The organism is Burkholderiales bacterium, from assembly GCA_015075645.1.
GTDB lineage: Bacteria > Pseudomonadota > Gammaproteobacteria > Burkholderiales > Casimicrobiaceae > VBCG01.
In genome coordinates this window covers 267,143-292,579 of record JABTUF010000002.1, presented here as the reverse complement: position 1 = coordinate 292,579, position 25,437 = coordinate 267,143, and the positions used below count along the sequence as shown (strand labels likewise).

Annotated in this window: 26 protein-coding genes and 2 tRNA genes; 21 read left to right on the top strand and 7 right to left on the bottom strand. The window is 70.1% G+C overall.

Annotated features, from left to right (window positions below; all coding sequences use genetic code 11):
- Window positions 1-88: 88 nt before the first annotated feature.
- The 14 genes from HS109_04820 (at window position 89) to HS109_04755 (ending at window position 11,966) form a co-directional block, all read left to right on the top strand.
- Window positions 89-532 (top strand): DUF177 domain-containing protein, encoded by a 444-nt coding sequence (locus tag HS109_04820; GenBank protein ID MBE7521692.1) that lies wholly within the window; start codon window positions 89-91, stop codon window positions 530-532.
- Window positions 533-611: 79 nt separating this feature from the next.
- Window positions 612-794: a 50S ribosomal protein L32 gene (rpmF, locus tag HS109_04815; GenBank protein ID MBE7521691.1), complete on the top strand. Its 183-nt coding sequence runs from the start codon at window positions 612-614 to the stop codon at window positions 792-794.
- Between the two features lie 105 nt (window positions 795-899).
- Window positions 900-1,943, top strand: coding sequence for a phosphate acyltransferase PlsX (gene plsX, locus HS109_04810; GenBank protein MBE7521690.1), 1,044 nt, complete (start codon window positions 900-902; stop codon window positions 1,941-1,943).
- The gene (locus HS109_04805; GenBank protein ID MBE7521689.1) at window positions 1,936-2,901 is read left to right on the top strand and encodes a ketoacyl-ACP synthase III; all 966 of its coding nucleotides are present in this window, start codon (window positions 1,936-1,938) and stop codon (window positions 2,899-2,901) included. The genes plsX and HS109_04805 overlap by 8 nt, the downstream gene beginning before the upstream one ends.
- Before the next feature lie 2 nt (window positions 2,902-2,903).
- Window positions 2,904-3,839, top strand: coding sequence for an ACP S-malonyltransferase (gene fabD, locus HS109_04800; protein MBE7521688.1), 936 nt, complete (start codon window positions 2,904-2,906; stop codon window positions 3,837-3,839).
- Window positions 3,840-3,850: 11 nt separating this feature from the next.
- A complete protein-coding gene (gene fabG, locus HS109_04795; protein ID MBE7521687.1) occupies window positions 3,851-4,600 on the top strand; it encodes a 3-oxoacyl-ACP reductase FabG in 750 nt (249 codons plus the stop codon).
- 153 nt (window positions 4,601-4,753) lie between these two features.
- Window positions 4,754-4,993, top strand: a complete 240-nt coding sequence (gene acpP / locus HS109_04790; protein MBE7521686.1) for an acyl carrier protein — start codon at window positions 4,754-4,756, stop codon at window positions 4,991-4,993.
- Window positions 4,994-5,101: 108 nt separating this feature from the next.
- A complete protein-coding gene (gene fabF / locus HS109_04785; GenBank protein MBE7521685.1) occupies window positions 5,102-6,340 on the top strand; it encodes a beta-ketoacyl-ACP synthase II in 1,239 nt (412 codons plus the stop codon).
- Between the two features lie 32 nt (window positions 6,341-6,372).
- On the top strand, window positions 6,373-7,614 hold the full coding sequence (locus HS109_04780; protein MBE7521684.1) for an aspartate kinase: 1,242 nt from the start codon (window positions 6,373-6,375) through the stop codon (window positions 7,612-7,614).
- Window positions 7,615-7,797: 183 nt separating this feature from the next.
- Window positions 7,798-7,891, top strand: a tRNA-Ser gene (locus HS109_04775).
- A 206-nt stretch (window positions 7,892-8,097) separates the two neighbouring features.
- Window positions 8,098-8,316 (top strand): hypothetical protein, encoded by a 219-nt coding sequence (locus tag HS109_04770; protein MBE7521683.1) that lies wholly within the window; start codon window positions 8,098-8,100, stop codon window positions 8,314-8,316.
- A gap of 74 nt (window positions 8,317-8,390) precedes the next feature.
- Entirely contained in the window at window positions 8,391-9,884 is a 1,494-nt protein-coding gene (locus HS109_04765; protein MBE7521682.1) for a phosphatidylserine/phosphatidylglycerophosphate/cardiolipin synthase family protein, read from the top strand.
- 21 nt (window positions 9,885-9,905) lie between these two features.
- A tRNA-Arg gene (locus HS109_04760) sits at window positions 9,906-9,982 on the top strand.
- A 166-nt stretch (window positions 9,983-10,148) separates the two neighbouring features.
- On the top strand, window positions 10,149-11,966 hold the full coding sequence (locus HS109_04755) for a sulfatase-like hydrolase/transferase (protein MBE7521681.1): 1,818 nt from the start codon (window positions 10,149-10,151) through the stop codon (window positions 11,964-11,966).
- A gap of 381 nt (window positions 11,967-12,347) precedes the next feature.
- On the opposite strand, the gene HS109_04750 is transcribed toward HS109_04755, so the two are convergent.
- The gene (locus tag HS109_04750) at window positions 12,348-12,875 is read right to left on the bottom strand and encodes a nucleotidyl transferase AbiEii/AbiGii toxin family protein (protein MBE7521680.1); all 528 of its coding nucleotides are present in this window, start codon (window positions 12,873-12,875) and stop codon (window positions 12,348-12,350) included.
- A 66-nt stretch (window positions 12,876-12,941) separates the two neighbouring features.
- Here HS109_04750 and HS109_04745 point away from each other — a divergent pair, with 66 nt between their 5' ends.
- The 4 genes from HS109_04745 to pobA all read left to right on the top strand — a co-directional run bounded on the left by HS109_04745 (window position 12,942) and on the right by pobA (window position 16,451).
- Window positions 12,942-13,484, top strand: coding sequence for a type II toxin-antitoxin system VapC family toxin (locus HS109_04745; GenBank protein MBE7521679.1), 543 nt, complete (start codon window positions 12,942-12,944; stop codon window positions 13,482-13,484).
- Between the two features lie 69 nt (window positions 13,485-13,553).
- Window positions 13,554-14,858, top strand: coding sequence for a nitronate monooxygenase (locus tag HS109_04740; protein MBE7521678.1), 1,305 nt, complete (start codon window positions 13,554-13,556; stop codon window positions 14,856-14,858).
- Window positions 14,855-15,250, top strand: a complete 396-nt coding sequence (gloA, locus tag HS109_04735) for a lactoylglutathione lyase (protein ID MBE7521677.1) — start codon at window positions 14,855-14,857, stop codon at window positions 15,248-15,250. Before HS109_04740 ends, gloA begins: the two co-directional genes overlap by 4 nt.
- Before the next feature lie 31 nt (window positions 15,251-15,281).
- A complete protein-coding gene (pobA, locus tag HS109_04730) occupies window positions 15,282-16,451 on the top strand; it encodes a 4-hydroxybenzoate 3-monooxygenase (protein MBE7521676.1) in 1,170 nt (389 codons plus the stop codon).
- 44 nt (window positions 16,452-16,495) lie between these two features.
- Here the strand turns inward: pobA and HS109_04725 are convergent, their stop codons facing one another.
- Genes HS109_04725 through HS109_04715 form a run of 3 tightly spaced genes read right to left on the bottom strand, consistent with a single transcriptional unit; the run spans window position 16,496 to window position 20,050 of the window.
- Window positions 16,496-17,083: a membrane integrity-associated transporter subunit PqiC gene (locus HS109_04725; GenBank protein ID MBE7521675.1), complete on the bottom strand. Its 588-nt coding sequence runs from the start codon at window positions 17,081-17,083 to the stop codon at window positions 16,496-16,498.
- A complete protein-coding gene (locus HS109_04720; GenBank protein ID MBE7521674.1) occupies window positions 17,083-18,768 on the bottom strand; it encodes an MCE family protein in 1,686 nt (561 codons plus the stop codon). The genes HS109_04725 and HS109_04720 overlap by 1 nt, the downstream gene beginning before the upstream one ends.
- Window positions 18,761-20,050, bottom strand: a complete 1,290-nt coding sequence (locus HS109_04715) for a paraquat-inducible protein A (protein MBE7521673.1) — start codon at window positions 20,048-20,050, stop codon at window positions 18,761-18,763. Before HS109_04715 ends, HS109_04720 begins: the two co-directional genes overlap by 8 nt.
- A gap of 166 nt (window positions 20,051-20,216) precedes the next feature.
- Here HS109_04715 and HS109_04710 point away from each other — a divergent pair, with 166 nt between their 5' ends.
- Complete coding sequence (locus tag HS109_04710; GenBank protein MBE7521672.1) at window positions 20,217-20,978, top strand: glucose 1-dehydrogenase; 762 nt, start codon at window positions 20,217-20,219, stop codon at window positions 20,976-20,978.
- Between the two features lie 165 nt (window positions 20,979-21,143).
- Window positions 21,144-21,710, top strand: coding sequence for a hypothetical protein (locus HS109_04705; GenBank protein MBE7521671.1), 567 nt, complete (start codon window positions 21,144-21,146; stop codon window positions 21,708-21,710).
- A 30-nt stretch (window positions 21,711-21,740) separates the two neighbouring features.
- Here HS109_04705 and HS109_04700 read toward each other — a convergent pair whose 3' ends face one another.
- Window positions 21,741-22,586, bottom strand: a complete 846-nt coding sequence (locus HS109_04700) for a sterol desaturase family protein (GenBank protein MBE7521670.1) — start codon at window positions 22,584-22,586, stop codon at window positions 21,741-21,743.
- 21 nt (window positions 22,587-22,607) lie between these two features.
- Window positions 22,608-22,787 (bottom strand): hypothetical protein, encoded by a 180-nt coding sequence (locus HS109_04695; protein ID MBE7521669.1) that lies wholly within the window; start codon window positions 22,785-22,787, stop codon window positions 22,608-22,610.
- A gap of 151 nt (window positions 22,788-22,938) precedes the next feature.
- Between HS109_04695 and HS109_04690 the strand changes: the two genes are divergently transcribed.
- Window positions 22,939-23,520 (top strand): HdeD family acid-resistance protein, encoded by a 582-nt coding sequence (locus HS109_04690; GenBank protein ID MBE7521668.1) that lies wholly within the window; start codon window positions 22,939-22,941, stop codon window positions 23,518-23,520.
- A gap of 3 nt (window positions 23,521-23,523) precedes the next feature.
- Here the strand turns inward: HS109_04690 and mnmC are convergent, their stop codons facing one another.
- Window positions 23,524-25,422, bottom strand: coding sequence for a bifunctional tRNA (5-methylaminomethyl-2-thiouridine)(34)-methyltransferase MnmD/FAD-dependent 5-carboxymethylaminomethyl-2-thiouridine(34) oxidoreductase MnmC (mnmC, locus tag HS109_04685; GenBank protein ID MBE7521667.1), 1,899 nt, complete (start codon window positions 25,420-25,422; stop codon window positions 23,524-23,526).
- Window positions 25,423-25,437: the final 15 nt, after the last annotated feature.

Genomic DNA, 25,437 nt, shown 5'->3' with positions numbered 1-25,437 from the left:
GTTTTTGACATGTCGGCCGCCTGACGCTATTATCCAACGTTTGTGCGCTTCGTGCGGGGGTTCGCCCGGCCGCGCGCGCGACGGCGACATGCCCGGTTCCGGTCCCGCAGCCCGATTCGACGCGCTCCGGCTGGCGAAGCAGGGCGCATCGCTGTCGGGATCCATCGATGCCCGGCGGTTGCCGAACCTCGAGGACGTGCTGGCGCCCGGCGATGAAGCGGTCCCGGTCGCCTGGACGATCGAGGGCCGGACGAGCGCCGAAGGGCATCCGGCGCTCGGCATCGAGATCCAGGCCAGTATCCCGCTGGTGTGCCAGCGCTGCCTCGGCCGGCTCGACTGGCCGGTCGCGCAGGCCACCGAGGTGCTGCTGGCGGGCAACGGCGAGGAACTGACGCGGCTCGACGACGCGTCGGAAGGCGAGGTGATCCTCGCCGACCGGCCGCTCGAGCCCGCGATGCTGGTGGAGGACGAACTGGTGCTGACGCTCCCGTTCGCGCCTCGCCACGAAGGAGCATGCCCGTCGGGCCCGTGAGGACGACGGTGGCGGCAGGACCCTGATGCGACCGCCCGATCGAACGGCGCGTCGCGAGCGAGAGGACGAGGAGAACGACATGGCTGTCCAGCAGAACAAGAAGTCGCCGAGCAAGCGCGGCATGCACCGCGCCCACGACTTCATCGCCGCGCCGACCCTCGGCACGGAACCGGTGAGCGGCGAGACGCACCGCCGCCACCACATCAGCCCGAGCGGCTACTACCGCGGCAAGAAGGTCGTCCGGACCAAGGCGGACGAGTAACGCGACGCGCGTGGCACGCGCGCCCGGCCGTCGCTCCCGCAAAGCGACCCAGACGCACCGAAGCGGCGACGCCAGGACGGCGGCCCGCTCGAGAACGGCCGCCCGATGACGATCACCGTCGCGGTCGACGCGATGGGGGGGGACCACGGCCCGTCGGTCACGGTCCCCGCTTCGCTCTCGTTCCTCGAAGAGACGCCCGACGCCGCGGTCGTGCTGGTCGGCCGTCCCGAGGCGCTCGAGGGCATCCTCGCCAAGGCGCGTTCGCCGGCCCGCGACCGCATCCGCATCCACGCGGCGTCCGAGGTCGTCGAGATGGACGACCCGCCCGCCGACGCGCTGCGACGCAAGAAGGACTCGTCGATGCGCGTCGCGATCAACCTCGTCCGCGACGGCGAGGCCCACGGCTGCGTCTCGGCCGGCAACACCGGCGCGCTGATGGGCATCGCGCGCTTCGTGCTGAAGACGCTCCCCGGCATCGACCGGCCCGCGATCGCCTCGCAGCTCCCGACCAAGAAGGGCGTGGTGACGATGCTCGACCTGGGCGCGAACGTGAACTGCACCCCCGAGCAACTCGTGCAGTTCGCGGCCATGGGCAGCGCGCTCGTTTCCTCGGTCGAGCACATCGAGCGTCCGACCGTGGGACTCCTCAACATCGGCGAGGAGGACATCAAGGGCAACGAACTCGTGAAGGAGACCGCCGAGCGCCTGAAGGCCTCGGGGCTGAACTTCCACGGCAACGTCGAGGGCGACGACATCTACAAGGGCACCACCGACGTGGTCGTCTGCGACGGATTCGTCGGCAACGTCGCGCTCAAGACCTCGGAGGGCCTCGCGCAGATGCTCTACGAGTTCCTGAAGGCCGAATTCACGCGCGGCGTCCTCTCGAAGCTGGCCGCCGGCATCGCCTACCCGGTGCTGATGCGCTTCAAGCGGCGCATCGATCCGCGCCGGCTGAACGGCGCCACGCTCGTCGGACTGAAGGGCGTCGTCGTGAAGAGCCACGGCGGCGCGGACGTGCTCGCGTTCCGCCACGCGATCGCGAAGGCGCACGCCGAAGTCCGCGCCGGCGTGCTCGACCGGATCGCGCAGCGCATCGCCGCGATGCCCGCCGCCGCGCTCGGCGAGGCACGCGCCCCGACCGATGCGTAGCAGCACGATCGCCGGTACCGGCAGCTACCTGCCCGCGCAGGTGCTGACCAACGACGAACTCGCGCGGCGCGGCGTCGACACGAGCGACGAGTGGGTGCGCACGCGCACCGGCATCCGCCAGCGGCATGTCGCCGCCGAGGGCGAACTCACCTCCGATCTCGCGCTCGCCGCCTCGGAGCACGCGCTCGCGTCGGCGGGGCTCGTCGCGGCCGACGTCGACACGATCATCGTCGCGACCACGACGCCCGACGTGATCTTCCCGTCGACCGCCTGCATCCTGCAGGACCGGCTGGGCATTCGCGGCGGCCCCGCCTTCGACGTGCAGGCGGTCTGTTCGGGCTTCGTCTACGCGCTCTCCGTCGCCGACGCGATGATCCGGACCGGAGCGTCGAGAAACGCGCTCGTGGTCGGCGCCGAGACGTATTCGCACATCCTCGACTGGAGCGACCGGCGCACCTGCGTGCTGTTCGGCGACGGCGCCGGCGCGGTGGTCCTCGTGCCCGCGGCGGAACCGGGCATCCTCGCGACGCGCCTGCACGCCGACGGCAGCCAGCGCGGCATCCTGTCGGTGCCCGGCCAGGTGCGCGACGGCAAGGTGGTCGGCCGGCCGTACCTCCAGATGGACGGGCAGGCGGTGTTCAAGCTGGCCGTGCGCTCGTTGACCGAAGTCGCCGACGAGGCGCTCGCCGCCGCGGCGCTCCCGCGCACGGCGATCGACTGGCTGATCCCGCACCAGGCGAACCTGCGCATCATGGACGCGACCGCGAAGCGCCTCGGCGTGCCGCACGAACGCGTGGTCGCCACGGTCGAGCGCCACGCGAACACCTCGGCCGCGTCGGTGCCGCTCGCGCTCGACGAAGCGGTGCGCGACGGGCGCATCCGTCGCGGCGACCACGTGATGATGCTGGGCGTGGGCGGAGGCTTCACCTGGGGTTCGGTGCTGGTTCGCTGGAGCTGACGATGACGACGTTCGCGGTCGTGTTTCCGGGGCAGGGTTCGCAGTCGATCGGCATGATGGCCGGCTGGGACGCGCATCCCGCCGTGCGCGCGACCTTCGCCGAGGCGAGCGAGGCGCTGGGCGAGGATCTGTGGGCGCTCGTGACCGACGGTCCCGCCGAGGCGCTGAATCTCACGACCAACACGCAGCCGGTGATGCTGACCGCGGGCGTGGCCGCCTGGCGCGCTTGGCGCGAGGCCGGCGGCGCGCTGCCCTCGGTCGTGGCGGGCCACAGCCTGGGTGAATACACGGCGCTCGTGGCCGCGGGGGCGCTCGCGTTCCGCGATGCGGTGCCGCTGGTGCGTTTCCGAGCGCAGGCGATGACCGAGGCGGTGCCCGCCGGCGTCGGCGCGATGGCCGCGATCCTGGGCGGCGACGATGCGGCGATCGCGGAAGCCTGCCGCGAGGCCGCGCAGGGCGAAGTGGTCGAGCCGGTCAACTTCAACTCGCCCGGGCAGGTCGTGATCGCCGGTCACCGGGCCGCGGTCGAGCGCGCGATCGAACGCGCGAAGGCGCACGGCGCGAAGCGCGGCATGCTGCTGCCGGTGTCCGGCCCGTTCCACAGCGCGCTGATGAAGCCCGCGGCAGACCGGCTCGCCTCGCGCCTCGCGCAGGTCGCGTTCCAGGCACCGTCGATCCCGGTGCTGCACAACGCGGACGTCGCCGAGCACGCTTCCGCCGACGCCATCCGCGCCGCGCTCGCAAGGCAGGCCGCGAGCCCGGTGCGCTGGACCGAGACCGTGCGCGCCATCGCCGCGCGCGGCGTCACCGACGTCGTCGAGGCGGGGCCGGGACGCGTGCTCTCGGGACTCGCGCGGAAGATCGATCCGGCACTGAAGCCGCATGCGCTCACCGACGGTCACTCGCTCGCCGATGCGTTCTCGGCGATCGGGGCGTGAGGAGGGAAACGATGGCGCAGGAACTCGACGGGCAGGTGGCATTGGTGACCGGCGCGACGCGCGGCATCGGCCGGGCGATCGCGCACGCGCTCGCGCGCGACGGCGCGACCGTCGTGGGCACGGCCACGACCGATGCGGGCGCCGCGACGATCGCTGCGGCGCTCGCGGAAGCGGGGCATCGGGGCACCGGCATCCGGCTCGACGTGACCGACGCGCAGGCGACCGACGCGGCGCTCGCCGACGTCGAAGCGCGCTTCGGCCCGATCGCGATCCTCGTCAACAACGCCGGGATCACCCGCGACAACCTGCTCGTGCGCATGAAGGACGATGAGTGGGACGCCATCATGGCGACCAACCTCAAGCCCGCGTTCCGGCTCGCCAAGGCGTGCCTGCGCGGCATGATGAAGGCGCGGCGCGGCCGCATCATTCAGGTCGGGTCGGTCGTCGGGTCGACCGGCAACGCCGGGCAGGCGAACTACGCCGCGGCGAAGGCGGCGCTGGTGGGCTTCACCAAGTCGCTCGCGCAGGAAGTCGGCAGCCGCGCCATCACGGTCAACTGCGTCGCGCCGGGGTTCGTCGACACCGACATGACGAAGGCCCTGCCGCAGGCGCAGCGCGATGCGCTGATGGCGCGCATCCCGCTCGCCCGTCTGGGTTCGCCGGAGGACATCGCCGAGGCCGTGGCATTCCTGGCGGGGCCGCGGGCCGCCTACATCACCGGCGCGACGCTGCACGTGAACGGCGGCATGTACATGGCGTGATCGACGAGGTTCGCGGTCGTTCGCGGCGGTTGGCGCATGCGGTTCGCGGCGTACGCCGGGCCCGCAGCGCCGACGGGGGTACCGGCGGGCATTCTGGTAAAATCGCCGGCTTGGGGGTAGTCATCCAAATTCGTCCCGCGAGGGAGGAGACGCATGGATAACGTGGAACAACGCGTCAAGAAGATCGTCGCCGAGCAACTCGGCGTGAACGAAGCCGACATCAAGAACGAGTCGTCGTTCGTCGACGATCTGGGCGCGGACTCGCTCGACACGGTCGAGCTGGTGATGGCGCTCGAAGAGGAGTTCGAGACCGAGATCCCGGACGAGGAAGCGGAGAAGATCACCACCGTCCAGCAGGCGATCACCTACGTCGGCGCGCACCTGAAGAAGTAGCGCCGGCCTCGCGGTCCGGCGGCGTCTCCCGCGCCGCCGCCGCGTCCGGGGGCGCGCGTCGTCCGGCGCGCGCCGTCCCGCACCCTTCCCACCGACCTCGTACCACCCATGTCACGCCGTCGTGTCGTCATCACGGGCCTCGGAGTCGTCTCGCCGGTCGGTATCGGCGTGGCCGCGGCTTGGGACGCGATCGTCGCCGGCCGCTCGGGCATCGGGCCGATCACGCGGTTCGACGCGTCCGGCTTCCCGGTGCGCATCGCCGGCGAGGTCAAGGACTTCGACGTGTCGAAGTGGCTCTCGGCGAAGGAAGCGCGCCGCTACGACACGTTCGTCCACTACGGGCTCGTGGCGTCGATGGAGGCGGTGCGCGACGCCGGGCTCGACGGCTGGAACGGCGACAAGGAGCGCGCGGGCGTGTGCGTGGGCTCGGGCATCGGCGGGCTGCCGATGATCGAGGAAACGCTCGCCGCGTACCAGGCCGGCGGCCTGCGCAAGGTGAGCCCGTTCTTCGTGCCGGGCACGATCATCAACATGATCTCGGGCCTCCTGTCGATCCACTACGGCTACAAGGGACCGAACCTCGCGACGGTGACCGCCTGCTCGACCGCCAACCACAGCATCGGCGAGGCCGCGCGGCTGATCGAATACGGCGACGCCGACCTGATGGTCGCCGGCGGCGCCGAGGCGACGGTGAGCCCGTTGGGCGTCGGCGGTTTCATCGCGGCGCGCGCGCTGTCGCATCGCAACGACGACCCCGCGACCGCGAGCCGGCCGTGGGACAAGGACCGCGACGGCTTCGTGCTGGGCGAGGGCGCCGGCGTCGTCGTGCTCGAGGAACTCGAGCACGCGAAGGCGCGCGGCGCGCGCATCTACTGCGAACTCGCGGGCTACGGGATGTCGGCGGACGCGCACCACATCACCGCACCGCCCGAGGACGGCGACGGCGCGCGGCGCTCGATGCAAAACGCCTTGCGCAACGCGCGGATGGGCACCGCCGACATCGACTACATCAACGCGCACGGCACCTCGACGCCGCTCGGCGATCTCGCCGAGTGCACGGCGGTGAAGCGCGCGTTCGGCGACCACGCCGCGAAGCTCGCCGTCAGTTCGACCAAGTCGATGACCGGCCATCTGCTCGGCGCCGCCGGAGGCGTCGAGGCGGTGTTCACGGTGCTCGCGCTGCGCGACCAGGTCGCGCCTCCGACCGCCAACCTGTTCCACCCCGATCCCGCCTGCGACCTCGACTTCGTGCCGCGCGAGGCGCGCAGGATGAAGATCGGCGGTGCGCTGTCGAACTCGTTCGGCTTCGGCGGCACCAACGCGACGCTCGTGTTCCGCACCCTGTAGCGCCTCGCGCCGCGGCGCGAGGGCCTGAGCCCATGTCCCTGATCGTCCAGAAGTACGGCGGCACCTCGGTCGGCTCGACCGACCGCATCAAGAACGTCGCGAAGCGCGTCGCGCACTGGCGCGCTCTCGGCCATGGTGTGGTCGTCGTCGTCTCGGCGATGAGCGGGGAGACCAACCGCCTCCTCGGCCTCGCGAAGGAACTCTCGGCGGCGCCCGACCCGCGCGAACTCGACGTCGTCGCGGCCACCGGCGAGCAGGTGACGATCGGCCTCCTGTCGATCGCGCTGCAGGAAATCGGGGTTCCGGCGCGAAGCTACACCGGCGGTCAGGTGCAGGTGCTGACCGACAGCGCGCACACCAAGGCCCGCATCCTCGAGATCGACGAGGCGGCGATGCGTCGCGACCTCGACGCCGGCAAGGTCGTCGTCGTGGCGGGATTCCAGGGCGTGGACCGCGACGGCAACGTGACCACGCTCGGCCGCGGCGGGTCGGACACCTCGGCGGTCGCGCTCGCGGCGGCGCTCCGGGCCGACGAGTGCCAGATCTACACCGACGTCGACGGCGTCTACACGACCGACCCGCGCATCGTGCCCGAGGCGCGGCGGCTCGACGCGATCACGTTCGAGGAAATGCTCGAACTCGCGAGCCAGGGATCGAAGGTGCTGCAGATCCGTGCGGTCGAGTTCGCGGGCAAGTACCGGGTCAAGCTGCGCGTGCTGTCCTCGCTCGACGATCCGGAATCGTCGGCGTCCGGCACGCTCATCACCTTCGAGGAAGACGACACGATGGAACAGGCGATCATCTCCGGCATCGCGTTCAACCGCGACGAGGCGCGCATCCAGGTGACGGGCGTCGACGACCGGCCGGGCATCGCCTACGCGATGCTCGGGCCCATCGCGGCAGCGAACATCGACGTCGACATGATCGTGCAGAACATCGGCGCCTCCGGCCACACCGACTTCTCGTTCACCGTCCACAAGAACGAGTACCGCAAGGCGCTCGAGGTGCTGGAGCACGAGCGCGGCAAGACCTTCAACTGCCGCGAGATCAAGGGCGACGACCGCATCGCGAAGGTCTCGGTGGTCGGCATCGGCATGCGCTCGCACGTCGGGCTCGCCGCGACCATGTTCAAGGCGCTCGCGGACGAGGGCATCAACATCCAGATGATCTCGACCTCCGAGATCAAGATCGCGGTCGTGATCGACGAGAAGTACCTCGAACTCGCGGTGCGCGTGCTGCACAAGGCGTTCGACCTGGAGCACGCGCAGGCCTGAATCCGCGGCGCAGCCGGCCGCGCAGGCGGGGCGCGCGGGCGATGGCGTAACCCCGCGATTCCGCGGGAGAAACCGCCGCCGCGCGCTGGACGCCCCCGGGCGCGCGACGGTAAAATTGAATGTTGCGCAGCCTGCGCTCCGCCCATGCGGGCGGAGCACAGGCTGCGCGGACGTTGCAGCACCGGAGACGTGGCCGAGTGGTCGAAGGCACTCCCCTGCTAAGGGAGCATACGGGCCAAAACCTGTATCGAGGGTTCGAATCCCTCCGTCTCCGCCAGTCATTCCCTGCGCGGACCTGAACCCGGGAACCGATGCGTCGGGCCGCCCGCGTTGCCGCAGATGTTCCGCCGCGAGCCCCTCTTTGCCGGAGCGGCATTCATCGGCTCCACCGCGTGACGCGCGCATGCCGCCGATGGTGATTCGACGGTTCTCCGGCCGGCGCCGATCGCGCCGAGGGTTTCGGCGAGCGAGACGTTCGACCCGGTGCGCGACTTCGTGCCGGTCGCGAACCTCGCGCGGCAGACCAAGGTGCTGCTCGCGAGCCTCGCGACTCCGGTGACGACGGTGCGCGCGCTCGCGATCCTCGCGGCGCAGGGACTCGATCCGATCGGACGAACGCCCGAGTCGTTCGCCGCCGAGATCCGGACCGACCGGGAGAAGTGGGGCGGCCTCGCGGCGAGCCTCGGCATCGCCCGCCGGTGACCGGAATGCGTCGGCGCCGATCGGCGTGATACCGTAGCGACCGCCCGCGCCGCCCACGCGCGGCTCGATGCGCGATGCCTGCCGTTCACGCCGAATCGACGCCCACCGACGCGCCGCCGCTGCCGACCGGCGACGTATCGGTGCTGGCCGAGCGCGCGTACTCGCGCACGACCGGCGCCGACGCGATCCGCGGCAACGCGGTCGATCTCCTGATCGACGCGCGCGAGAATTTCCCCGCCTGGCTCGATGCGATCCGCGCCGCCGAGCGGCAGATCCTGTTCGAGATGTACATCGTCGACGACGACGAGATCGGGCGCGTGTTCGCGAACGCGCTCGCCGAGCGGGCGCGGGCGGGGGTGCGCGTCAAGGTGCTGATCGACTGGCTGGGCGGCTGGCGCGGCGCGAGCGTCTGGAACGCGCTCGCCGGCACCGGCGCCGAGGTGCGCTACTTCAACCCGCCCGGATTCGCGAGCCCGCTCGCCTGGCTCGCGCGCGACCACCGCAAGACGATCACCGTCGACGACCGCGTCGGATTCGTCTCCGGCCTGTGCGTGAGCCGGCTGTGGCAGGGCAACCCCGCGAAACGCCGCGAGCCTTGGCGCGACACCGGTATCGCGGTGCATGGCCCGGCGGTCGGTGCGCTGCAACGCGCGTTCGCGCTCGTGTGGGACGTCGCCGGCGACGCGCTCACGCCCGAGTGCTTCTGCGAACCCTCGTCGCTGCCTCATGTGGGCGACGTGACGCTGCGCGTGGTCGCGGGGACGCCGAATGCCGCGGGCACCTACCGGCTCGACCTCACGATCGCCTCGGTCGCGCACGAGTACCTGTGGCTCACCGATGCGTATTTCGTCGGTACGGCGGCCTACGTGCAGGCGCTCGCGGCCGCGGCGCGCGACGGCGTAGATGTGCGCCTGCTCGTGCCCGGCGTCTCCGACATTCCACTGATCTCGCCGGTCTCGCGCGTCGCGTACAAGCCGCTGCTCGACGCCGGCGTGCGCGTGTTCGAGTGGGACGGCACGATGCTGCACGCGAAGACCGCGGTCGCCGACGGCATCTGGGCGCGCGTCGGCTCGACCAACCTGAACCTCGCGAGCTGGATGGGCAACTACGAACTCGACGTCGCGATCGAGGATCGCGCGTTCGCGCAGCGCATGGCCGCGCAGTACGCGGCCGACCTCGAGCACTCGACCGAGATCGTGCTCACCAAGCGCCATCGCGTCCGCAAGGCCGAGGACGCGGAGCCGGTGGAGGCGAAGCGCGCCGCGTCGGGGAGCGCAGGACGTGTCGCCGCGGGTGCGGTGAGCGTCGGGAGCGCACTGTCGGCGGCGCTCACCAACCGTCGTCCGCTCGGCGCCGCGGAGGCGGGCCTGCTCGTGAAGATGGCGGTCCTCGCGCTCATCCTCGCCGTGCTGACCGCCCTGTGGCCACGCGTGGTCGCCTGGCCGCTCGGATTCATCGCCGCGTGGTTCGGCGTCGCGTGGCTCGTCAAGGCGGCGGTCCTGCGGCGCAGTCTGCCGCCGGAGCCCCCGGCCGAGCCGTCGCCCCGATCCGGGCGGAAGGATGAATGATCCGGTATAATCAACGGCTTCGCGCCCGTAGCTCAGTTGGATAGAGTACCTGGCTACGAACCAGGGGGTCGTGGGTTCAAATCCTGCCGGGCGCGCCAGATTCCGCTTCACGAGCAAGGGGTCAGATCGATTCGGTCTGGCCCCTTTCTTGTGGCGTTCGGGAGTGCAACGGCGCCCCCTCGGGCGAGGCGTAGAGTCCGGGCCCGAGCCCGCAATGCTTTCGTCCGCCCACGGAGATGGCGGCACAAGTTGAGGAGACCGACGATGCCGAATGCGAGCAAGCCAGCCGTCGACCACGGCCGCCGAGATGCGCTGAAGACCCTCGCGGCGGGAGCGGTGGCCGCATCCGAGGCGACGGGCCTGTTCGCCGCGGCCACGACCCCGGCCTCGGGCGCCACGCCTCGCTACGACGCGTCGAAGCCCGCCGGCGGCCCTTTCAACATCCTGTTCATCCTCACCGATCAGGAGCGATTCTTCCGCCCCGGCGAATTGCCGAAGGACTACCGGCTGCCGGCCCACGAGCGGCTCGCGAAGAGGGGTGTCGTCTTCGAGAACCACCAGATCAACTCCTGCGTGTGCACGCCGTCGCGCTCGGTGCTCTATACGGGGCGGCACATCCAGCAGACGAAGATGTTCGACAACACGAATTTCCCGTGGATCAGCAGCATGTCCACCGACATTCCCACGGTCGGACACATGCTTCGGGCGGCGGGCTACACCACCGCCTACAAGGGCAAGTGGCATCTCACCAAGGAGTTCGAGACGGTCAACTCCCTGGGAACCCCCGAGAAGATCTTCACGAAGGAGATGGAGGCCTACGGCTTCAGCGACTACTTCGGCGTGGGCGACATCATCGCGCACACGCGCGGCGGATACCTGCACGACGGGATCATCGCCGCGATGGGCGTCACCTGGCTGCGCGGCCGCGGCATGGAACTGGCGGCGCAGGGCAAGCCGTGGTTCCTCGCGGTGAACCTGGTGAACCCGCACGACATCATGTTCCTCGACACCGACCGGCCGGGAGAGAAGGTCCAGGCGCGCAACATCCTCGGACACATCGAGCCGGTGCCGCGCGATCCCCTGTACGCCAGGCAATGGGACTTCCGGCTCCCGCAGACCTACCCGCAACGGCTGGACGCCCCGGGGCGCCCGCCGGCGCACGGCGAATACCTGCGGTCGCACGACGGACTGGTGGGACGCATTCCCAACGAGGACTGGCGCTGGCGGACCCGCCACAACTACTACCTCAACTGCCTGCGCGACGTCGACCGCAGCATCGTTTCCCTGCTCGACGAACTCGACGCGCTGGGGCTCGCCTCGAACACCATCGTCGTCATGACCGCGGACCACGGCGATCTCGACGGCGCGCACCGCCTGCATTCGAAGGGCGCGACGGCGTATCGCGAGCAGAACCAGGTTCCGCTGGTCGTCGCGCATCCTGCGTTTCCGGGCGGAAAGCGATGCCGCGCGGTGACCTCGCACATCGACATCGCGCCCACGCTCCTCGGCATGACGAACGCGACGGCGGAGAAGAAGGCCGCCATCGCGAAGGACCTGCCGGGCAAGGACTTCTCGCCGCTGCTCGCCTCGCCCGAGAAAGCGTCGGCCTCGTCGGTCCGCGACGGCTCGCTCTTCTGCTACAACATGTTCGCGTACATCGACGGCGAGTTCATGGAGAAGGTGGTGGCTGTCATGCAGCAGCCGGACGGCAAGGCCAGGCTCCAGGAGGCGGCGAAGGCGGGCGGACTGCGCCCGGATCTCGGCAAGCGCGGCGCGATTCGCGGCGTCTACGATGGCCGGTACCGCTTCGCGCGCTACTTTTCCCCGAGGCAGCACAACCGCCCGACATCGGTCGAAGCGTTGTTCAGGCTGAACGACGTCGAGCTCTACGACGTCGAGCGTGACCCGCTGGAGAAGGACAACCTGGCGCTCGATGCGGCGAAGCATCGCGAGGTCCTGGAAGCGATGAATGCGAAGCTCAACGCGCTGATCGATCGCGAGGTCGGGGAGGACGTCGGACAGATGCTGCCCGGCAGCGTCGACGGCGGCTGGGTGGTGACGGACGCGGTGTACGACGTTTGACCCCGCGCCGGTGCGGCGGGTCGCCAGGTCGACCGCTCCCCGCGACCGAGCCGGCCGGCGATTCGGGGGCGTGGCCAGAAGGCCGCCCGCAGAGCCTGGCAGACCAGATCGGCATGGAGACACGATGGCTCATCGACCACCCGACCATGCACCGACGGTCGAGGTTGCATCTTGCACAGGGTCGAGCTCGCCGCACGAATTCTCGCGGACCGACAGTACGCGCGCTACAACAGCATCCGGGCATTCGCATCGAAGGGCGGGCGCTGCGGCCATTCGGGACAGAGCGCCTCGATGACACACATGAGGTCATCCAGCGCGGCAAACGGATCGGCCGGGGCGGAAGGTGCGCACGGAGGTCCTCCGTCCCCCACGAGGGGTGGATCAGTCGGCTTCACGGAGGAGCTCGTCGAGGAGTGCTTCCCGGCCGAAGAGGACGAAGTACTCACGCAATTCGGAGGTGTCGAGCGACGTACGGTTGACGCGAACGAGCGCACGGATGTCCACGAGATCCTGATCTCTCGTGGGATCGTTGCTGACGGCCTGAAGCTTCAAGGCGATGAGTCCTTCGGCGCTCACCACGGGGATGACCCCGAATGACGTCGTTATCTCCCTTGCAGAGGCCAGAAGGCGGCGTGCAATGGGTCGTCGCGCATATATCAGGTCCAGTCGTTCGTCGCCACGGGCGTAGTTGGCAGCGTCGTCGCTACGGTGCAGCCGCCGGTAGCCGAGCGCCATGAACAGCTGCTCGACATCGTCGGCTCGAACGGCATCGACGAGCAAATCGATGTCCTGCGTTGCGCGGACAACCTTGTGCGGCGCCAGCGCCAGCCCGCCGATCAAGGCGAACGGGGCGCCGATGGATTGGAGCGCGACGGTGGCCTCCTCGACCTGGCGACCGAGACGGGACATGGACGGCATTGCGCAATGTTGGCACAAATGCCGTGGGCGATGCGGTCACCCGGGTTGCGACAGGACATGCGAAAGAAAAGGTCGATGCAGTCGATGCCCGGTGCGGACCAGTACCGGAACCTGGTGCGCGTCTCGCGTGCCACCGCGTTTCGCGACCTGGAGGAGTGGGTGCGCCACGGCCCCCTCGTCCGGACAGGGATAGGCAGGGGCACCCGATACTGCGTGGCAGTGGACCTGCGTCGGTGCTCGCGCATGGGGCAACTCGATGCGGCGCGGGGAGAAGCGGCGCTCGAGGACCTCGCGGGCTTTCCGATCGTGCGGTACCCGCATCTGCCTTTCCTGCCGCGCATCCGGGAGCTGAAGCACGGCGTTACCGCGTACGACGCCGCGTACCTCGCCCTTTCGGAGGCGCTTGCCGCGCCGCTCGTGACCCGGGACGCGAAGCTGGCCGCGACCGTCGGGCATCGGGCACGGGTCGAACTCGCCCGACCCGAGGACCGCGCCTCGAAACCCGGACGTGCGAAGGGTCATGCGGTGCCGACGCTCGCCGCCACGCGGACCGGGACGGGCGGGTCGGCGTGCCCGGCGCGACGGAATCCTTCGCAGTAGCGGCATAATGCGTTCTTTCCCGTCGGCCGCGCAGCCCGCGCGCGCCTCCCCGGAGAGTCAAGGACGAGCATGCGGCGTGTCGACGACTTTCGCCTGCGCTTCGGCCAGCGCGAGCTGGTGCCGATCGTGTGCGGCGGCATGGGGGTCGACATCTCGACCGCGGACCTCGCGCTCGAGGTCGCGCGCCTGGGCGGCATCGGCCACATTTCCGACGCGATGGTGCCGACGGTGTCCGACCGCCGGTTCCGCACCCACTTCGTGAAGGAGAAGGCGAAGCTCTACAAGTACAACGCCGCCAACACCGACAAGTCCGACGTCCAGTTCGACCTCGCTCGCCTCGCCGAGGCCACGCACTTGCACGTGGGCCGCACGATGGAGGCGAAGCGCGGCGACGGCATGATCTTCGTGAACTGCATGGAGAAGCTCACGATGAACGCGCCGCGCGAGACGCTGCGCGTGCGCCTGTCCGCGGCGCTCGACGCCGGGATCGACGGCATCACGCTCTCCGCGGGACTGCACCTGGGCTCGTTCGCCCAGATCGAGGACCATCCGCGTTTCCGCGATGCGAAACTCGGGATCATCGTCTCGTCGCTGCGCGCGCTGCAGCTCTTCCTGCGCAAGAACGCCAGGCTCAATCGCCTGCCCGATTACATCATCGTCGAGGGCCCGCTCGCGGGCGGGCACCTGGGCTTCGGCGCCGACGACTGGAGAGAGCACGACCTCCGCACGATCGTCGCCGAGATCGCGCGCTACCTGAAGGCGGAGGAACTCGACATTCCGCTCGTCCCCGCCGGCGGCATCTTCACCGGCAGCGACGCGGTGTCGTACCTGGAGAACGGCGCGTCCGCGGTCCAGGTCGCGACGCGCTTCACCGTGACGCACGAGTGCGGGCTGCCGGCGAAGGTCAAGCAGGAGTACTACCGGGCGGAGGAACGCGACGTCGTCGTGAACATGATCTCGCCGACCGGGTATCCGATGCGGATGCTGTCGAACAGTCCCGCCATCGGCGCCGGCAACCGGCCGAATTGCGAGGCCTACGGCTACCTGCTCGACAGCACCGGGAACTGCGCCTACATCAACGCGTACAACCGCGAAGTCGCGGCCCACCCGGGCGCCAAGAAGGTCTCGGTGATGGACAAGACCTGCCTGTGCACGCACATGCGCAGCTTCGACTGCTGGACCTGCGGGCACTACGTCTACCGGCTGAAGGACACCTCGCGCCGGCTGCCCGACGGCAGCTACCAGATCCTCACCGCCGAACACGTCTTCCGCGACTACCAGTTCAGCGTCGATCACCAGGTGGCGTTGCCGGCGATCGAACCGGCGCCCGTCGGCGGTCAACCTGCCGTTGCCAACACGGAGTCTGCCCGATGAAGATCCTGCACACGATGCTGCGCGTAGGCGACTTGCAGCGCTCCGTCGATTTCTACACGCGCGTGATGGGCATGAACCTGCTGCGCACGACCGAGCGCCCCGAGCAGAAGTACTCGCTGGCGTTCGTCGCGTACGGCGCGGGCAACGCCGACGGGCAGGCCGAACTCGAACTCACCTGGAACCACGGCGTCGACCGCTACGAACCGGGCACGGCGTTCGGCCACATCGCGATCGCGGTGGAGGACGTGGCGGCCACCTGCGCGCGCATCCGCGCGGCGGGCGGCGCCGTCACGCGCGAGCCGGGTCCGGTCAAGGGCGGCACCACGGTCATCGCGTTCGTCGAGGACCCCGACCGCTACAAGATCGAACTGATCGAGCGTCCGGCCGGTTGACCGCCGCGACCCTCGACGCAGCGGCACGCGCATGAGGACCCAGGTCGGCATCATCGGCGGCGGACCGTCGGGGCTGCTGCTCGCGCAGCTCCTGCACCTGCGCGGCATCGACACGGTCCTGCTCGAGAAGCACACGCGCGAGTACGTGCTCGGCCGCATCCGCGCGGGGGTGCTCGAGCACGGGTTCGCCGCGCTGATGCGCGAGGCACAGGCCGGCGAGCGCATGGATCGCGAAGGGCAGATCCACGAGGGCATCTTCATCGCGCACGACGGCATGCGCGATCGCATCGACTTTCGGGCACTCACCGGGAAGTCGGTGCTCGTGTACGGGCAGACGGAGCTCACGCGCGATCTCTACGAAGCACGCGACCGGCTGGGCGGCATCGTGATCCACGAGGCGCTCGACGTCGCTCCGCACGACATCGAGACGGCCCGTCCGTACCTGACCTGGCGCAAGGACGGGAAGGAGGAGCGGGTCGACTGCGACTACGTGATCGGCTGCGACGGCTTCCACGGCGTGAGCCGCCAGTCGATTCCGAAAGCGGCGATCCGGGAGTTCGAGCGAATCTACCCGTTCGGTTGGCTCGGCGTGCTGTCGCACACCCCGCCGGTCTCGCACGAGCTCATCTATGCCAAGCACGAGCGCGGCTTCGCGCTGTGCTCGTTGCGCTCGCCCACGCTCTCGCGCTATTACGTGCAGGTGCCGCTGTCGGACGCCGTGGACGACTGGTCCGACGACCGCTTCTTCGACGAGCTGCGCCGCCGCCTGCCTGCGGACGTCGCGGCGTCGATGGTCACCGGGCCGTCGATCGAGAAGAGCATCGCGCCGCTGCGCTCCTACGTGGTCGAGCCGATGCGCCACGGCAATCTCTTCCTCGCGGGCGACGCGGCGCACATCGTGCCGCCCACCGGCGCGCGGGGCCTGAACACCGCCGCCTCGGACATCCAATACCTGTACCACGCGCTCGTCGACCACTACCTCGGCCGCGACGACCGCGGCCTCGACGCCTATTCGCAGAAGGCGCTCGCGCGCGTGTGGAAGGGGCAGCGCTTCTCGTGGTGGATGACGACGCTCCTGCACCGCTTCCCGGACATGAGCCCATTCGAGCGCCGGCTGCAGGATGCCGATCTCGCCTACCTGTTCTCGTCGCCGCGGGCGCAGGCCTCGCTCGCCGAGAACTACGTCGGCCTGCCGTTCTGATCTTCCCGGGGCGCGCGGCCGCGGTCCGGCGCCGCGCCGGGGCGTCAGGACGCCCGTTGAAGCGCGACGATCGCCTCCGCGATGTCCTGGCTCGCGCGCGCGACCGCGCGGCTGTGCGCGGCGGCGAGCGCGTCGTAGCTCTTCTCCGCGACGGGTTCGCGCACGGCGGTGCGTCCGGTCTGTGTCCTGCCGTCCTTCGAGCGGCGCACCGTCCAGATCGCGTCGAAGGTCGCCGCCTCGCCGGGGGCGGACGCGAAGGTGCGGACCTCGACGACGACGCGGTAATCCGGCTCGACTGCGATCGGCTGCGGGAACCGGATGACGCGCGACGTGCCGAGGACCGCCGACAGGTTGTCCGCGATCGCGCGGGTCAGGTTGTCCTGCAGCGGCGAGGCCCAGCGGTTGAAGTCGTCGATCTTCACCTCGTGCGGTCCGGTGTTGACGACGAACTCGGGACGGTCGACGACCGCCGGAATCGTGACCGGCCCGACCGCGACGACGAGGGTCGAGGTCGCCGCTGCGGGCGCGACGGTCGGGTTCAAGGTGTAGAACCGCGACGGCGGCGAGGTGCCGCATCCCGCCGCGAGTCCCAGGGCCAGGCAGGCGCATGCCGCGCCGGTTCGAGTGCGCATCACTTGCTCCCGCTGGTGGACTCCGCCGCCTTGCCGCGGATCGGCGACTCGGGATGACGTTCGAGGTACTCGAGGAACACGCGCAGGCTTCTCGCGGCGCGCGTGAACTCGGCGAGCGCGTCGCGCAGCTCCTGCTGCACCGGGGCGTCGGGACCGACCAGCGTCGCGTCCGCGTTCTTGAGCGTGCGCTCGACGCTCCCGATCGTCTTGTGCAGAGCCTCGAGGTCCGCCTTGAGCGAGGGCACGAGTTCGCTGTCCACCCGGTTGACGAGGCGGGTCGTGCTCTTCAGCGTCTCGTCGAGCGAGGCGAGGTCGCGCGTGAGGCCGCTGCCGATCTCCTGGTAGGGCAGCTTGTCGAGCTTGTCGAGAATGCTCGCGAGTTTCGCGGTCAGATCGACGAGGTCGCTCGGCACCGACGGCAGTTCCGCGACGCCCCGGTCGTGGGTCATCGTCGCCTTCGCGGCATTCGGGAAGTAGTCGAACGCGACGTAGAGCGCTCCGGTGAGGAGACTGCCGGTCCGCAATTGGGCGCGAAGGCCGCGCTCGTCGATCAGGCGTTGCAGGAACGCGTTGCGCCGTTTCTCGTCGCTCTTCAGGAACTGCTCGACCTTCGCCTGCTGGTTCGCATCGGTGATCGGAACGAGCCGCTCCGGATAGAACGAGATCAGCACGCGCGGGATGATGTTCGCCCTCTCGGCCTGGAAGTCGAACCCGATGTCGGTGACTTCGCCCACCTGCACGCCGAGGTAGCTGACCGGCGCCCCGACCACGAGACCGCGCAGGGACTCGTGGAACCGGATCGCGTACTGGCGCGTGATCGCGTCGCGCGCCTTCATCGCCACCGCGCGATCCTCGTAGAGCGGGAACGCGGTGTCGGGCGCCGCCCGTGCCGTGTCGTGCACGAACGGCGGCGCGTCGAACGAGATTCCTCCGACGATGAGCGAGGCGAGCGACTCGGTGCGGACCGCGATGCCGTTGGCGTCGAGGCTCACGTCGATGCCGCTCACCTTGTAGAACCGCGTGCCGACGCTCACGAACTTGTCGTAGGGCGCCGAGACGAACACCTGGATTTCGACCGACCTGCCGTCGGGCGTCAGGTCGAAGCCGATCACCTGTCCGACCGGGAGCCGCCGGTAGTAGACCGGCGAGCCGGCGGCGAGAGACCCGAGATCCTGGGCCTTCAGCATGAACTCGCTGCCGAGTTGCCCGGCGACGAGCGGCGCCTTGTCGAGGCCGGTGAACTCGGAACGTTCGAGATGCGATTCGCCGGCCTTGAAGCCGATGTGGTTGCCCGACAGCAGCGTGTTGAGGCCCGAGATGCCGGACAGGCTGATCGTCGGACGGACGACCCAGAACTGCGCGTCGTCGACCATCAATCCGGCCGCGCGCTTGCTGATCTTGGCCGTGACCTCGACGTTCTGGTAGTCCTCGGTGAACTGCACGGTCTTCACCTGGCCGATGATGACGTCCTTGTAGCGGATGAAGGTCTTGCCGGCCTCGATCCCCTCGGCGGCCTTGAAGACGATCGTGATCGTCGGCCCTTCGCTGCGGACGCGCTGCACCGCGATGCCGATGGCGACCAGCACGGCCAGCACGGGGATGATCCAGACGATCGACACGCGCGCGCGCCGGGGCGCCACCGGCGTCGCCTGGGGCAGCTCGACGTCGTCGACGGGCTCAGCCATGCGGGAGCTTTCCGTGCGCGCCGGGGTGCCAGATGAGGCGCGGATCGAAGGAGTGGGCCGCCACCATCGTGAGGACGACGACGGCCATGAAGTAGATCACGCCGACGCCCGGGGCGACCGACATCAGCGGGTCGAGCTGGACGAGCGCGACGATGAAGGCGACGACGAAGACGTCGAGCATCGACCAGCGTCCGATGCCCTCGACCAGCCGGTAGAGGCGCGTGCGGTCCTGATTGCTCTTCGCCGAGCCCTGCTGCACGGTGACGAGCAGGTAGGCGAGCGCGACCAGCTTGCCGAGCGGGACGACCACGCTCGCGACGAGCACGATGAGCGCCAGGATCCACGAGCCGTCCTGCCAGAGGAACACGACGCCCTGCAGGATCGTCGAGGCTTCCGTGGCGCCGAACGTCGTCGTGACGAGCACCGGAAAGGCGTTGGCCGGCACGAACAGGATCGATGCGGCGATCACGAGCGCCCAGGTCGTCTGGATCGAGAAGTGGTGGCGTTCGGAGAGGGTCGCGCCGCAACGCGGGCAGCGGCCGGGCTGCCCCGATGCCGCTGGCCGCGACAGCAGGCCGCACGCGGAGCAGGGCACGACGTCCTCCCCGCCGTGGACGTGCGCCTTGCCCGATCGCCCCGACGCGCGGACCGGACGAGGAGGCGGGCTCCCGTCCGCCCAGGTGACACGCGCCCAGATCGTCCGGGTGTCGAAGGTCGAGGATATGACCGCGAGCAGCACGACGAGCACGGCCACGCCCGCGAGTCCGATGCCCGGTACGACGGTCGCGAGGTGGGCGATCTTGATGAGCGCGACCAGGATGCCGAGCAGCATCACCTCGGTCATCGACCAGGGCGCGACGACCGCCGCCCAGCGCAGCAAACGGCCGACCCAACGCGGTGCCGGGGGACGTCGCGCCGCGATGAGGACCGCGAGCATGAACGCGATGAACGCGCCCGGCGCGACGACGGCGCAGAATGCGACGAACACCGCGGTGATCTGGCTGCCCCGCTGCCACATCTCGATCGCGCCGCCGAGGATGGTCGTCGTGGATTCGCGGCCGACCGCGGACAGGCCCATCAGCGGGGACGTGTTGGCGATCAGGAAGACGACCAGCGCGGCGAAGGCGAGCGCGAGCGGGCGGCCGATCGGGTCGACCGGGTTGCGCGCCACCGTGACCTTGCAGCGAGCGCAGCGCGCGCTGCCCCCCGGCCGGAGCTCGGGCAGGGATTGCTTCAGATCGCAATCCGGGCACGCGAGGGTGTCGAGGGCGTAGCGCGGCATCGGTGTCGGCGGTCGCGATCGGCCTCGATCCCCGACGCAGGCGGGCAGGCGAGGACGGCGGCTGGTATTGTCTCGGGAGGATGACCGCTTCGCAAGCGCCATCGCGCGAACGCGGACACGGGCCGGGCCGGATCCACGGTCGCGGCCATGCTGGAGGACTTCGTCGTTGGAGCTGAGGCTGGATGGTCAGGTCGCGCTCGTGACCGGGGCGAACGGCGGGCTGGGTTCGCACTTCGCTCGCATGCTCGCGGGCGCCGGAGCCTCGGTCGCGCTGGGCGCGCGCGACACCGCGACGGTGCGCGATGCCGTCACGCGCATCCGCGGCGAAGGCGCGCGCGCCCACGCCGTCGCGCTCGACGTGACGGTGCGCGAGAGCATCGCGCATGCGCTCGACGAGGCAGCGCGGATCCTGGGTCCGGTCACCGTCGTCGTCAACAACGCCGGCATCGCCGTGACCCGGCCGTTCCTCGACCACAGCGACGACGACTGGGACCGCGTGATCGGCGTCAACCTGACGGGTGCGTGGCGCGTCGCGCAGGAATCCGCTCGCCGCATGGTCGCGCACGGGCAGGGCGGCAGCATCGTCAACGTCGCGTCGATCCTCGGCGTGCGTGTCGCCGCGCAGGTGTCGGCCTACGCCGCCTCCAAGGCGGCGCTCATTCACCTGACGAAGGCGATGGCGCTCGAACTCGCGCGCCATCGCATCCGGGTCAACGCGCTCGCGCCCGGCTATGTCGAGACCGGCATCAACCGCGCGTTCTTCGAAAGCGAGGCGGGGCAGGCGGTGGTCAAGCGCGTTCCGCAACGCCGGATCGGCGTGCCCTCCGACCTCGACGCGGCGCTGCTGATGCTCGCCTCGAACGCCGGATCGTGGGCGACCGGCTCGGTCGTGGTGCTCGACGGCGGACATCTCGCCGGCGGGCTCTGATCCCTCGGGCACGGCGGCATCTGCACAAGGTGTGCTGCACAGGTGCTAGACTTGGCGCCCCTGCGGAACGTCGATATCCGGATCGCGGCGCGGGAGTCGTGCCGCTGCGATTCGCCGCATCGCTCGGCGGGATCCGCACCCCATGGCATTGACGAGAGGATGCCCATGCTGAAGAGACCGTTGTCGATCGTCGCCTTCGTCGCCTTCGCCCTGCCGATGTCGGCGGCCCATGCCGACGAGTACACCGACACCGCGAACCTGTTCCGCAACGCCGGCCAGAGCGGCACGTTCTTCAACAAATCCTACGGCTACGCGGTGTTTCCGACCATCGGCAAGGCCGGCATCGGCATCGGCGGCGCCTTCGGCAAGGGCCACGTGTTCGTCAAGGGCAAGCCGGTCGGCGAGACCTCGATGACGCAGGCGTCGATCGGATTCCAGCTGGGCGGACAGGGTTTCTCGCAGATCATCTTCTTCGAGGACGAGCGCGCGTTCCGGGAATTCTCGAAAGGCAACTTCGAGTTCGGCGCGGATGCGTCCGCTGTGGCGATCACGGCGGCGGCAGGCGCGTCGGCCAGCACGACCGGCGCATCGGCAAGCGCGTCGGGCGGCAAGAAGGACGCCGTCACCGCCGGCGGCTACCACAAGGGCTTCGCGACCTTCACGATCGTGAAGGGAGGCCTCATGTACGAAGCCGCGATCGCGGGGCAGAAGTTCAGCTACAAGAAGCTTTGAGGGGAATGCGGAGCGACGCCGCGGTCCGTCTCAGCGTTCCGCGGCTGTCCGGCCCGCCCCCGCAGGACCCGGAACCGACCCCGGTCGGAACGGCGTAACGAGAATGCCGACGAGCGTCTGCCAGCGCTCGGACTCGAGCATGCGCAGTCCGTAGGCGGGCGGCGCATCGCCGGCCGGCTCGGCGTAGGTGCCGAACAGTCGGTCCCACACCGAGAGGAGCTGGCCGAAGTTCCGGTCGATCAGCGGGGGGCCGGGAGCGTGGTGCTGCCGATGCACTGCCGGCGTCATCAGCACGAGGCGCGTCGCCTCCACCGCACGCGGAAATGCCACGTTCGCATGCTGCGCGAACTGCGCGGTGTTCGCGACGATCACGCGCGCGACCTCGATCCAGAGCGGCAGGCCGAGCACGAGGTACACGGCGAGCCGCCCGGTGACGATGAGCGCGGTCTCGAACGGATGCTGGCGTGCCCCTGTCGACACGTCGACGTGCGGGTCGCTGTGATGGACCGTATGCAGCAGCCACAGCGGCCGCCAGCGGTGCGCGAGGCGGTGGTACGCGTACTCGTAGAGGTCGATCGCGACGAAGGCGATGGCGACTTGCGCCCAGACAGGCAGCCCGAGCGGCACGAGGAGCCCCGTCGGTGCATCGAGCAGGTGCGCGCCGACGCGCAGCGTGAACGTTCCATAGAGCAGGTCGGCGGTGAGGATCACCGCGGCCAGGACGCCCAGGTTGCGCAGCGCATGGCGGCGGCGCGCGCGCTCGTCGGCGAATGCGTGCAGCGGCGCGCCGCCTTCCCACAGCCAGAAGAATGCGAAGGCGCCGGCGAAGAGGCCCAGGTAGACCGACGTCAGGAGCGACAGGCCGCCCGCGGTCATCGCGGCCTTCCGAAGCGCGGGCTACTTGCGCTTCGAGCGCTGCCGTGCGGCCCAGCCGGCAACGCCCGCAACGAGCGCGATGAGCGTAGCGAGGCCCACCTCGTCGAGTGTCGGAACCTGCACGAAGAAGAATGCGTTGTTGGCGAGCGCGGCAACCGGCGTGGCCGCGATTGCGGCAGCGATGGCGAGGAGAGTGCGCATGCTCGAGCCCCCCTGGGTTTGGCACGAACCGGCCTAGTGTGCGCCGGAGGGCGCTCCGTGTCCATGGGTCCGGGGTGGCGCACCTGCGCCGGTAGCGCTATGGTTCGCCTGGTCGAGTCGCGCCCTTGCGGCCGAAACGGGAGAAGGCATCATGACGACGTCCACCGCAGGCCTCGTGCCTGACGATCTCATCAGGCAACTGGGCGACGCCTGGGGCTGGATCCTGTTGCGCGGCATCGCCAGCATCGCCTTCGGTGCGATGGCGTTCCTGTGGCCCGGCCTCACGATCGTGGTGCTCGTGATCATGTGGGGCGCGTGGGCGTTCGTCGACGGCGTCACGTCGCTCATTACCGCCTGGAAGGCGCGCGACGGCGGCAAGCCGATCTGGCCGCTGGTGCTGATCGGCGTGCTCGGCATCGGCGCCGGACTCATCACGTTCTTCGCGCCGGGGGTCGCCGCCGCGACGCTGCTCGTGTTCATCGCGTGGTGGGCGATCATCACGGGAGTGTTCGAGATCGTGCACGCGATCCGCGTGCGCAAGAGCATCGCGAACGAGTGGATGCTGATCCTCTCCGGCGTGCTCTCGGTCGTCGTCGGCATCTACATGCTGAGTTCGCCCGCGGGCGGCGCGCTCGCGATCGTCTGGGTGATCGCGGCGTGGAGCATCCTGTTCGGCGTGCTGCTGTGCAGCGCCGCGTTCCGGTTGAGGAACGCGCGCGGCGCGAAGGCCTGATCGTCATTGCCCGCCGGCGCGGCGGCGCGCGCGCCGGACGAACCTCGCCGGGTCGATGGCTTCTGCGAGATCGGATTCGATCGGCAGCGGATCGCCTTCGATGGTCGAGGCGAGGAACTCGCCCATCAGCGCGGCCCAGGTGAGCCCGCGCGAGGCGAACGCGCCGATCGCGTAGCGACCCGGCGGCTGGTCGGTGTTCGCGGGATCGCCGAGTGCGCCGACGATCGGCATCCGGTCGGATGCGACCGCGCGAAATCCCACGCCGCCGTCGAGCGTACGGGGATCGAGCCCGGCCGCCAGTGCCGGCGCGAGTTCGCCCAGGCGCGCGAGGTTGCCTGCGTGCGCCTCGACCGTCGGCGCCGGCTCGGCGGATTCGAGGTCGTACGAACTTCCGGTGACGATGCGTCCGTCGACCGGCGGCAGGACGTAGCCGTTGCCGATCACGACCGAGCGCGGAGCGGGCCGATCGTCGGAGGGAACGTAGGTCACCTGGCCGCGGACCGACCGCAGCGGCAGCGCGACCGGACTCATCCGCGCGAGGTCATTCGCGTTCGCCAGCACGACGACCGGGGCCGCCGCGATCGTCGCGCCCGACGCGTCGATCGCGTTCCAGAGGTCGTGCGCGCGTTCGATGCGCTCGACGCGGGTCGAGGCGACCAGCCGCGATCCCGGATGCGCGAGCGCGGCATCGAGCCATGCGCGGACGACCCTCGGGGCGCATGCGTACCCGCCTTCGGGGAACCAGAGCCCTGGACGCCCGACCTCGATGCCGGACAGCGCACACGCCTCGGGTTGCTCGACGAGCCGGACGAATTCCGGAGGGAAGCCCAGCGATTCGATCGCGGCACGCCATCCGCTTTCATTGCCGGGACGCCGCGCGAGTTGCAGCACGCCGCACCGGCGCCACGCTGCCGTGTGCCCTTCGCGTTCCCGTTCGCGCCAGGCGTCGAGTGCGTGGAGGAACGCCGCGCGGGAGAGGCGCGCGAGGCGGCTGTCGTCGCGCGCGATGAGCGGGTGGACGCTGCCGGCCCAGAGCGACGAAGCCCCGGTCGCGGGCGCGCTTGCCGCTTCGATGATCGTCGTGCGCCATCCGCGCGCCGCGAGACTCGCCGCGGCAGAGGCTCCCGCGAGGCCCGCTCCCACGATGATCGCGTGCTGTTCCTGGTACGGTTCAGGCGTACGCGTAGCCGGATGCCGTGAACGCGCGGAGCGCACGAGCGTGCCGGCGAGCATCTCGCGCTTGTGGCCGAATCCGGGCCGAAGCTCGCAGGCGACGCCGGCTTCGCCGAGGGCATCGCGCACCGCCCGCGCGGTCGACCAGGTGGCACAGGTCGCGCCGGGTCGCATCCGCCGCGCGACGGCGCGCAGGGCGGCGGGTGCCCACATGTCGGGATTGCGTGCGGGAGCGAATCCGTCGAGGTACACCGCGTCGGCAGCAGCGGAAAGCCGCGCGAGCGCGGACGCGATGTCGTCGAAGACGACGGTGAGCACGACGCCGCCGAAGTCGCGGCGGTGCGTGCCGGGAAGCGGCGAGGGCCAGCGCTCGGCGAGCCGCCGGGCGAGGTCGCCGAACTCGGGGTAGCGGGCGAGGACGGTAGCGAGGTCGTCTCGCGCGAGCGGATGCTTTTCGATGGCGATGTAGTCGAGCCTTCCGGGTCGCGAACCGTCGCGTCGCCACGCGTCCCAGGTGGCGAGGAAGTTGAGCCCCAGGCCGAACCCGGTCTCCAGCACGACGAACGCGTCGCGTCCGCGCCAGCGCCCGGGAAGGCCGTTGCCGCCGAGGAACACATGGCGCGCCTGACCCGGGCCGGAGTCCGCGCTGTGGTAGACGTCTCCGTAGCGTTCCGACAGCGGCGTGCCGTCCGGCGCGCAGGTGACGATCGCCGGCTCGAGGCGGGACATGCGATGCGCCGGCGC

What these genes read in the sequence shown, in the direction of transcription:
- HS109_04820 (MBE7521692.1), top strand. Translation starts at nt 89, where the DNA reads ATGCCCGGTTCCGGTCCCGCAGCCCGATTCGACGCGCTCCGGCTGGCG.
- rpmF (MBE7521691.1), top strand. Translation starts at nt 612, where the DNA reads ATGGCTGTCCAGCAGAACAAGAAGTCGCCGAGCAAGCGCGGCATGCAC.
- plsX (MBE7521690.1), top strand. Translation starts at nt 900, where the DNA reads ATGACGATCACCGTCGCGGTCGACGCGATGGGGGGGGACCACGGCCCG.
- HS109_04805 (MBE7521689.1), top strand. Translation starts at nt 1,936, where the DNA reads ATGCGTAGCAGCACGATCGCCGGTACCGGCAGCTACCTGCCCGCGCAG.
- fabD (MBE7521688.1), top strand. Translation starts at nt 2,904, where the DNA reads ATGACGACGTTCGCGGTCGTGTTTCCGGGGCAGGGTTCGCAGTCGATC.
- fabG (MBE7521687.1), top strand. Translation starts at nt 3,851, where the DNA reads ATGGCGCAGGAACTCGACGGGCAGGTGGCATTGGTGACCGGCGCGACG.
- acpP (MBE7521686.1), top strand. Translation starts at nt 4,754, where the DNA reads ATGGATAACGTGGAACAACGCGTCAAGAAGATCGTCGCCGAGCAACTC.
- fabF (MBE7521685.1), top strand. Translation starts at nt 5,102, where the DNA reads ATGTCACGCCGTCGTGTCGTCATCACGGGCCTCGGAGTCGTCTCGCCG.
- HS109_04780 (MBE7521684.1), top strand. Translation starts at nt 6,373, where the DNA reads ATGTCCCTGATCGTCCAGAAGTACGGCGGCACCTCGGTCGGCTCGACC.
- HS109_04765 (MBE7521682.1), top strand. Translation starts at nt 8,391, where the DNA reads ATGCCTGCCGTTCACGCCGAATCGACGCCCACCGACGCGCCGCCGCTG.
- HS109_04755 (MBE7521681.1), top strand. Translation starts at nt 10,149, where the DNA reads ATGCCGAATGCGAGCAAGCCAGCCGTCGACCACGGCCGCCGAGATGCG.
- HS109_04750 (MBE7521680.1), bottom strand. Translation starts at nt 12,875, where the DNA reads ATGTCCCGTCTCGGTCGCCAGGTCGAGGAGGCCACCGTCGCGCTCCAA.
- HS109_04745 (MBE7521679.1), top strand. Translation starts at nt 12,942, where the DNA reads ATGCGAAAGAAAAGGTCGATGCAGTCGATGCCCGGTGCGGACCAGTAC.
- HS109_04740 (MBE7521678.1), top strand. Translation starts at nt 13,554, where the DNA reads ATGCGGCGTGTCGACGACTTTCGCCTGCGCTTCGGCCAGCGCGAGCTG.
- gloA (MBE7521677.1), top strand. Translation starts at nt 14,855, where the DNA reads ATGAAGATCCTGCACACGATGCTGCGCGTAGGCGACTTGCAGCGCTCC.
- pobA (MBE7521676.1), top strand. Translation starts at nt 15,282, where the DNA reads ATGAGGACCCAGGTCGGCATCATCGGCGGCGGACCGTCGGGGCTGCTG.
- HS109_04725 (MBE7521675.1), bottom strand. Translation starts at nt 17,083, where the DNA reads ATGCGCACTCGAACCGGCGCGGCATGCGCCTGCCTGGCCCTGGGACTC.
- HS109_04720 (MBE7521674.1), bottom strand. Translation starts at nt 18,768, where the DNA reads ATGGCTGAGCCCGTCGACGACGTCGAGCTGCCCCAGGCGACGCCGGTG.
- HS109_04715 (MBE7521673.1), bottom strand. Translation starts at nt 20,050, where the DNA reads ATGCCGCGCTACGCCCTCGACACCCTCGCGTGCCCGGATTGCGATCTG.
- HS109_04705 (MBE7521671.1), top strand. Translation starts at nt 21,144, where the DNA reads ATGCTGAAGAGACCGTTGTCGATCGTCGCCTTCGTCGCCTTCGCCCTG.
- HS109_04700 (MBE7521670.1), bottom strand. Translation starts at nt 22,586, where the DNA reads ATGACCGCGGGCGGCCTGTCGCTCCTGACGTCGGTCTACCTGGGCCTC.
- HS109_04695 (MBE7521669.1), bottom strand. Translation starts at nt 22,787, where the DNA reads ATGCGCACTCTCCTCGCCATCGCTGCCGCAATCGCGGCCACGCCGGTT.
- HS109_04690 (MBE7521668.1), top strand. Translation starts at nt 22,939, where the DNA reads ATGACGACGTCCACCGCAGGCCTCGTGCCTGACGATCTCATCAGGCAA.
- mnmC (MBE7521667.1), bottom strand. Translation starts at nt 25,422, where the DNA reads ATGTCCCGCCTCGAGCCGGCGATCGTCACCTGCGCGCCGGACGGCACG.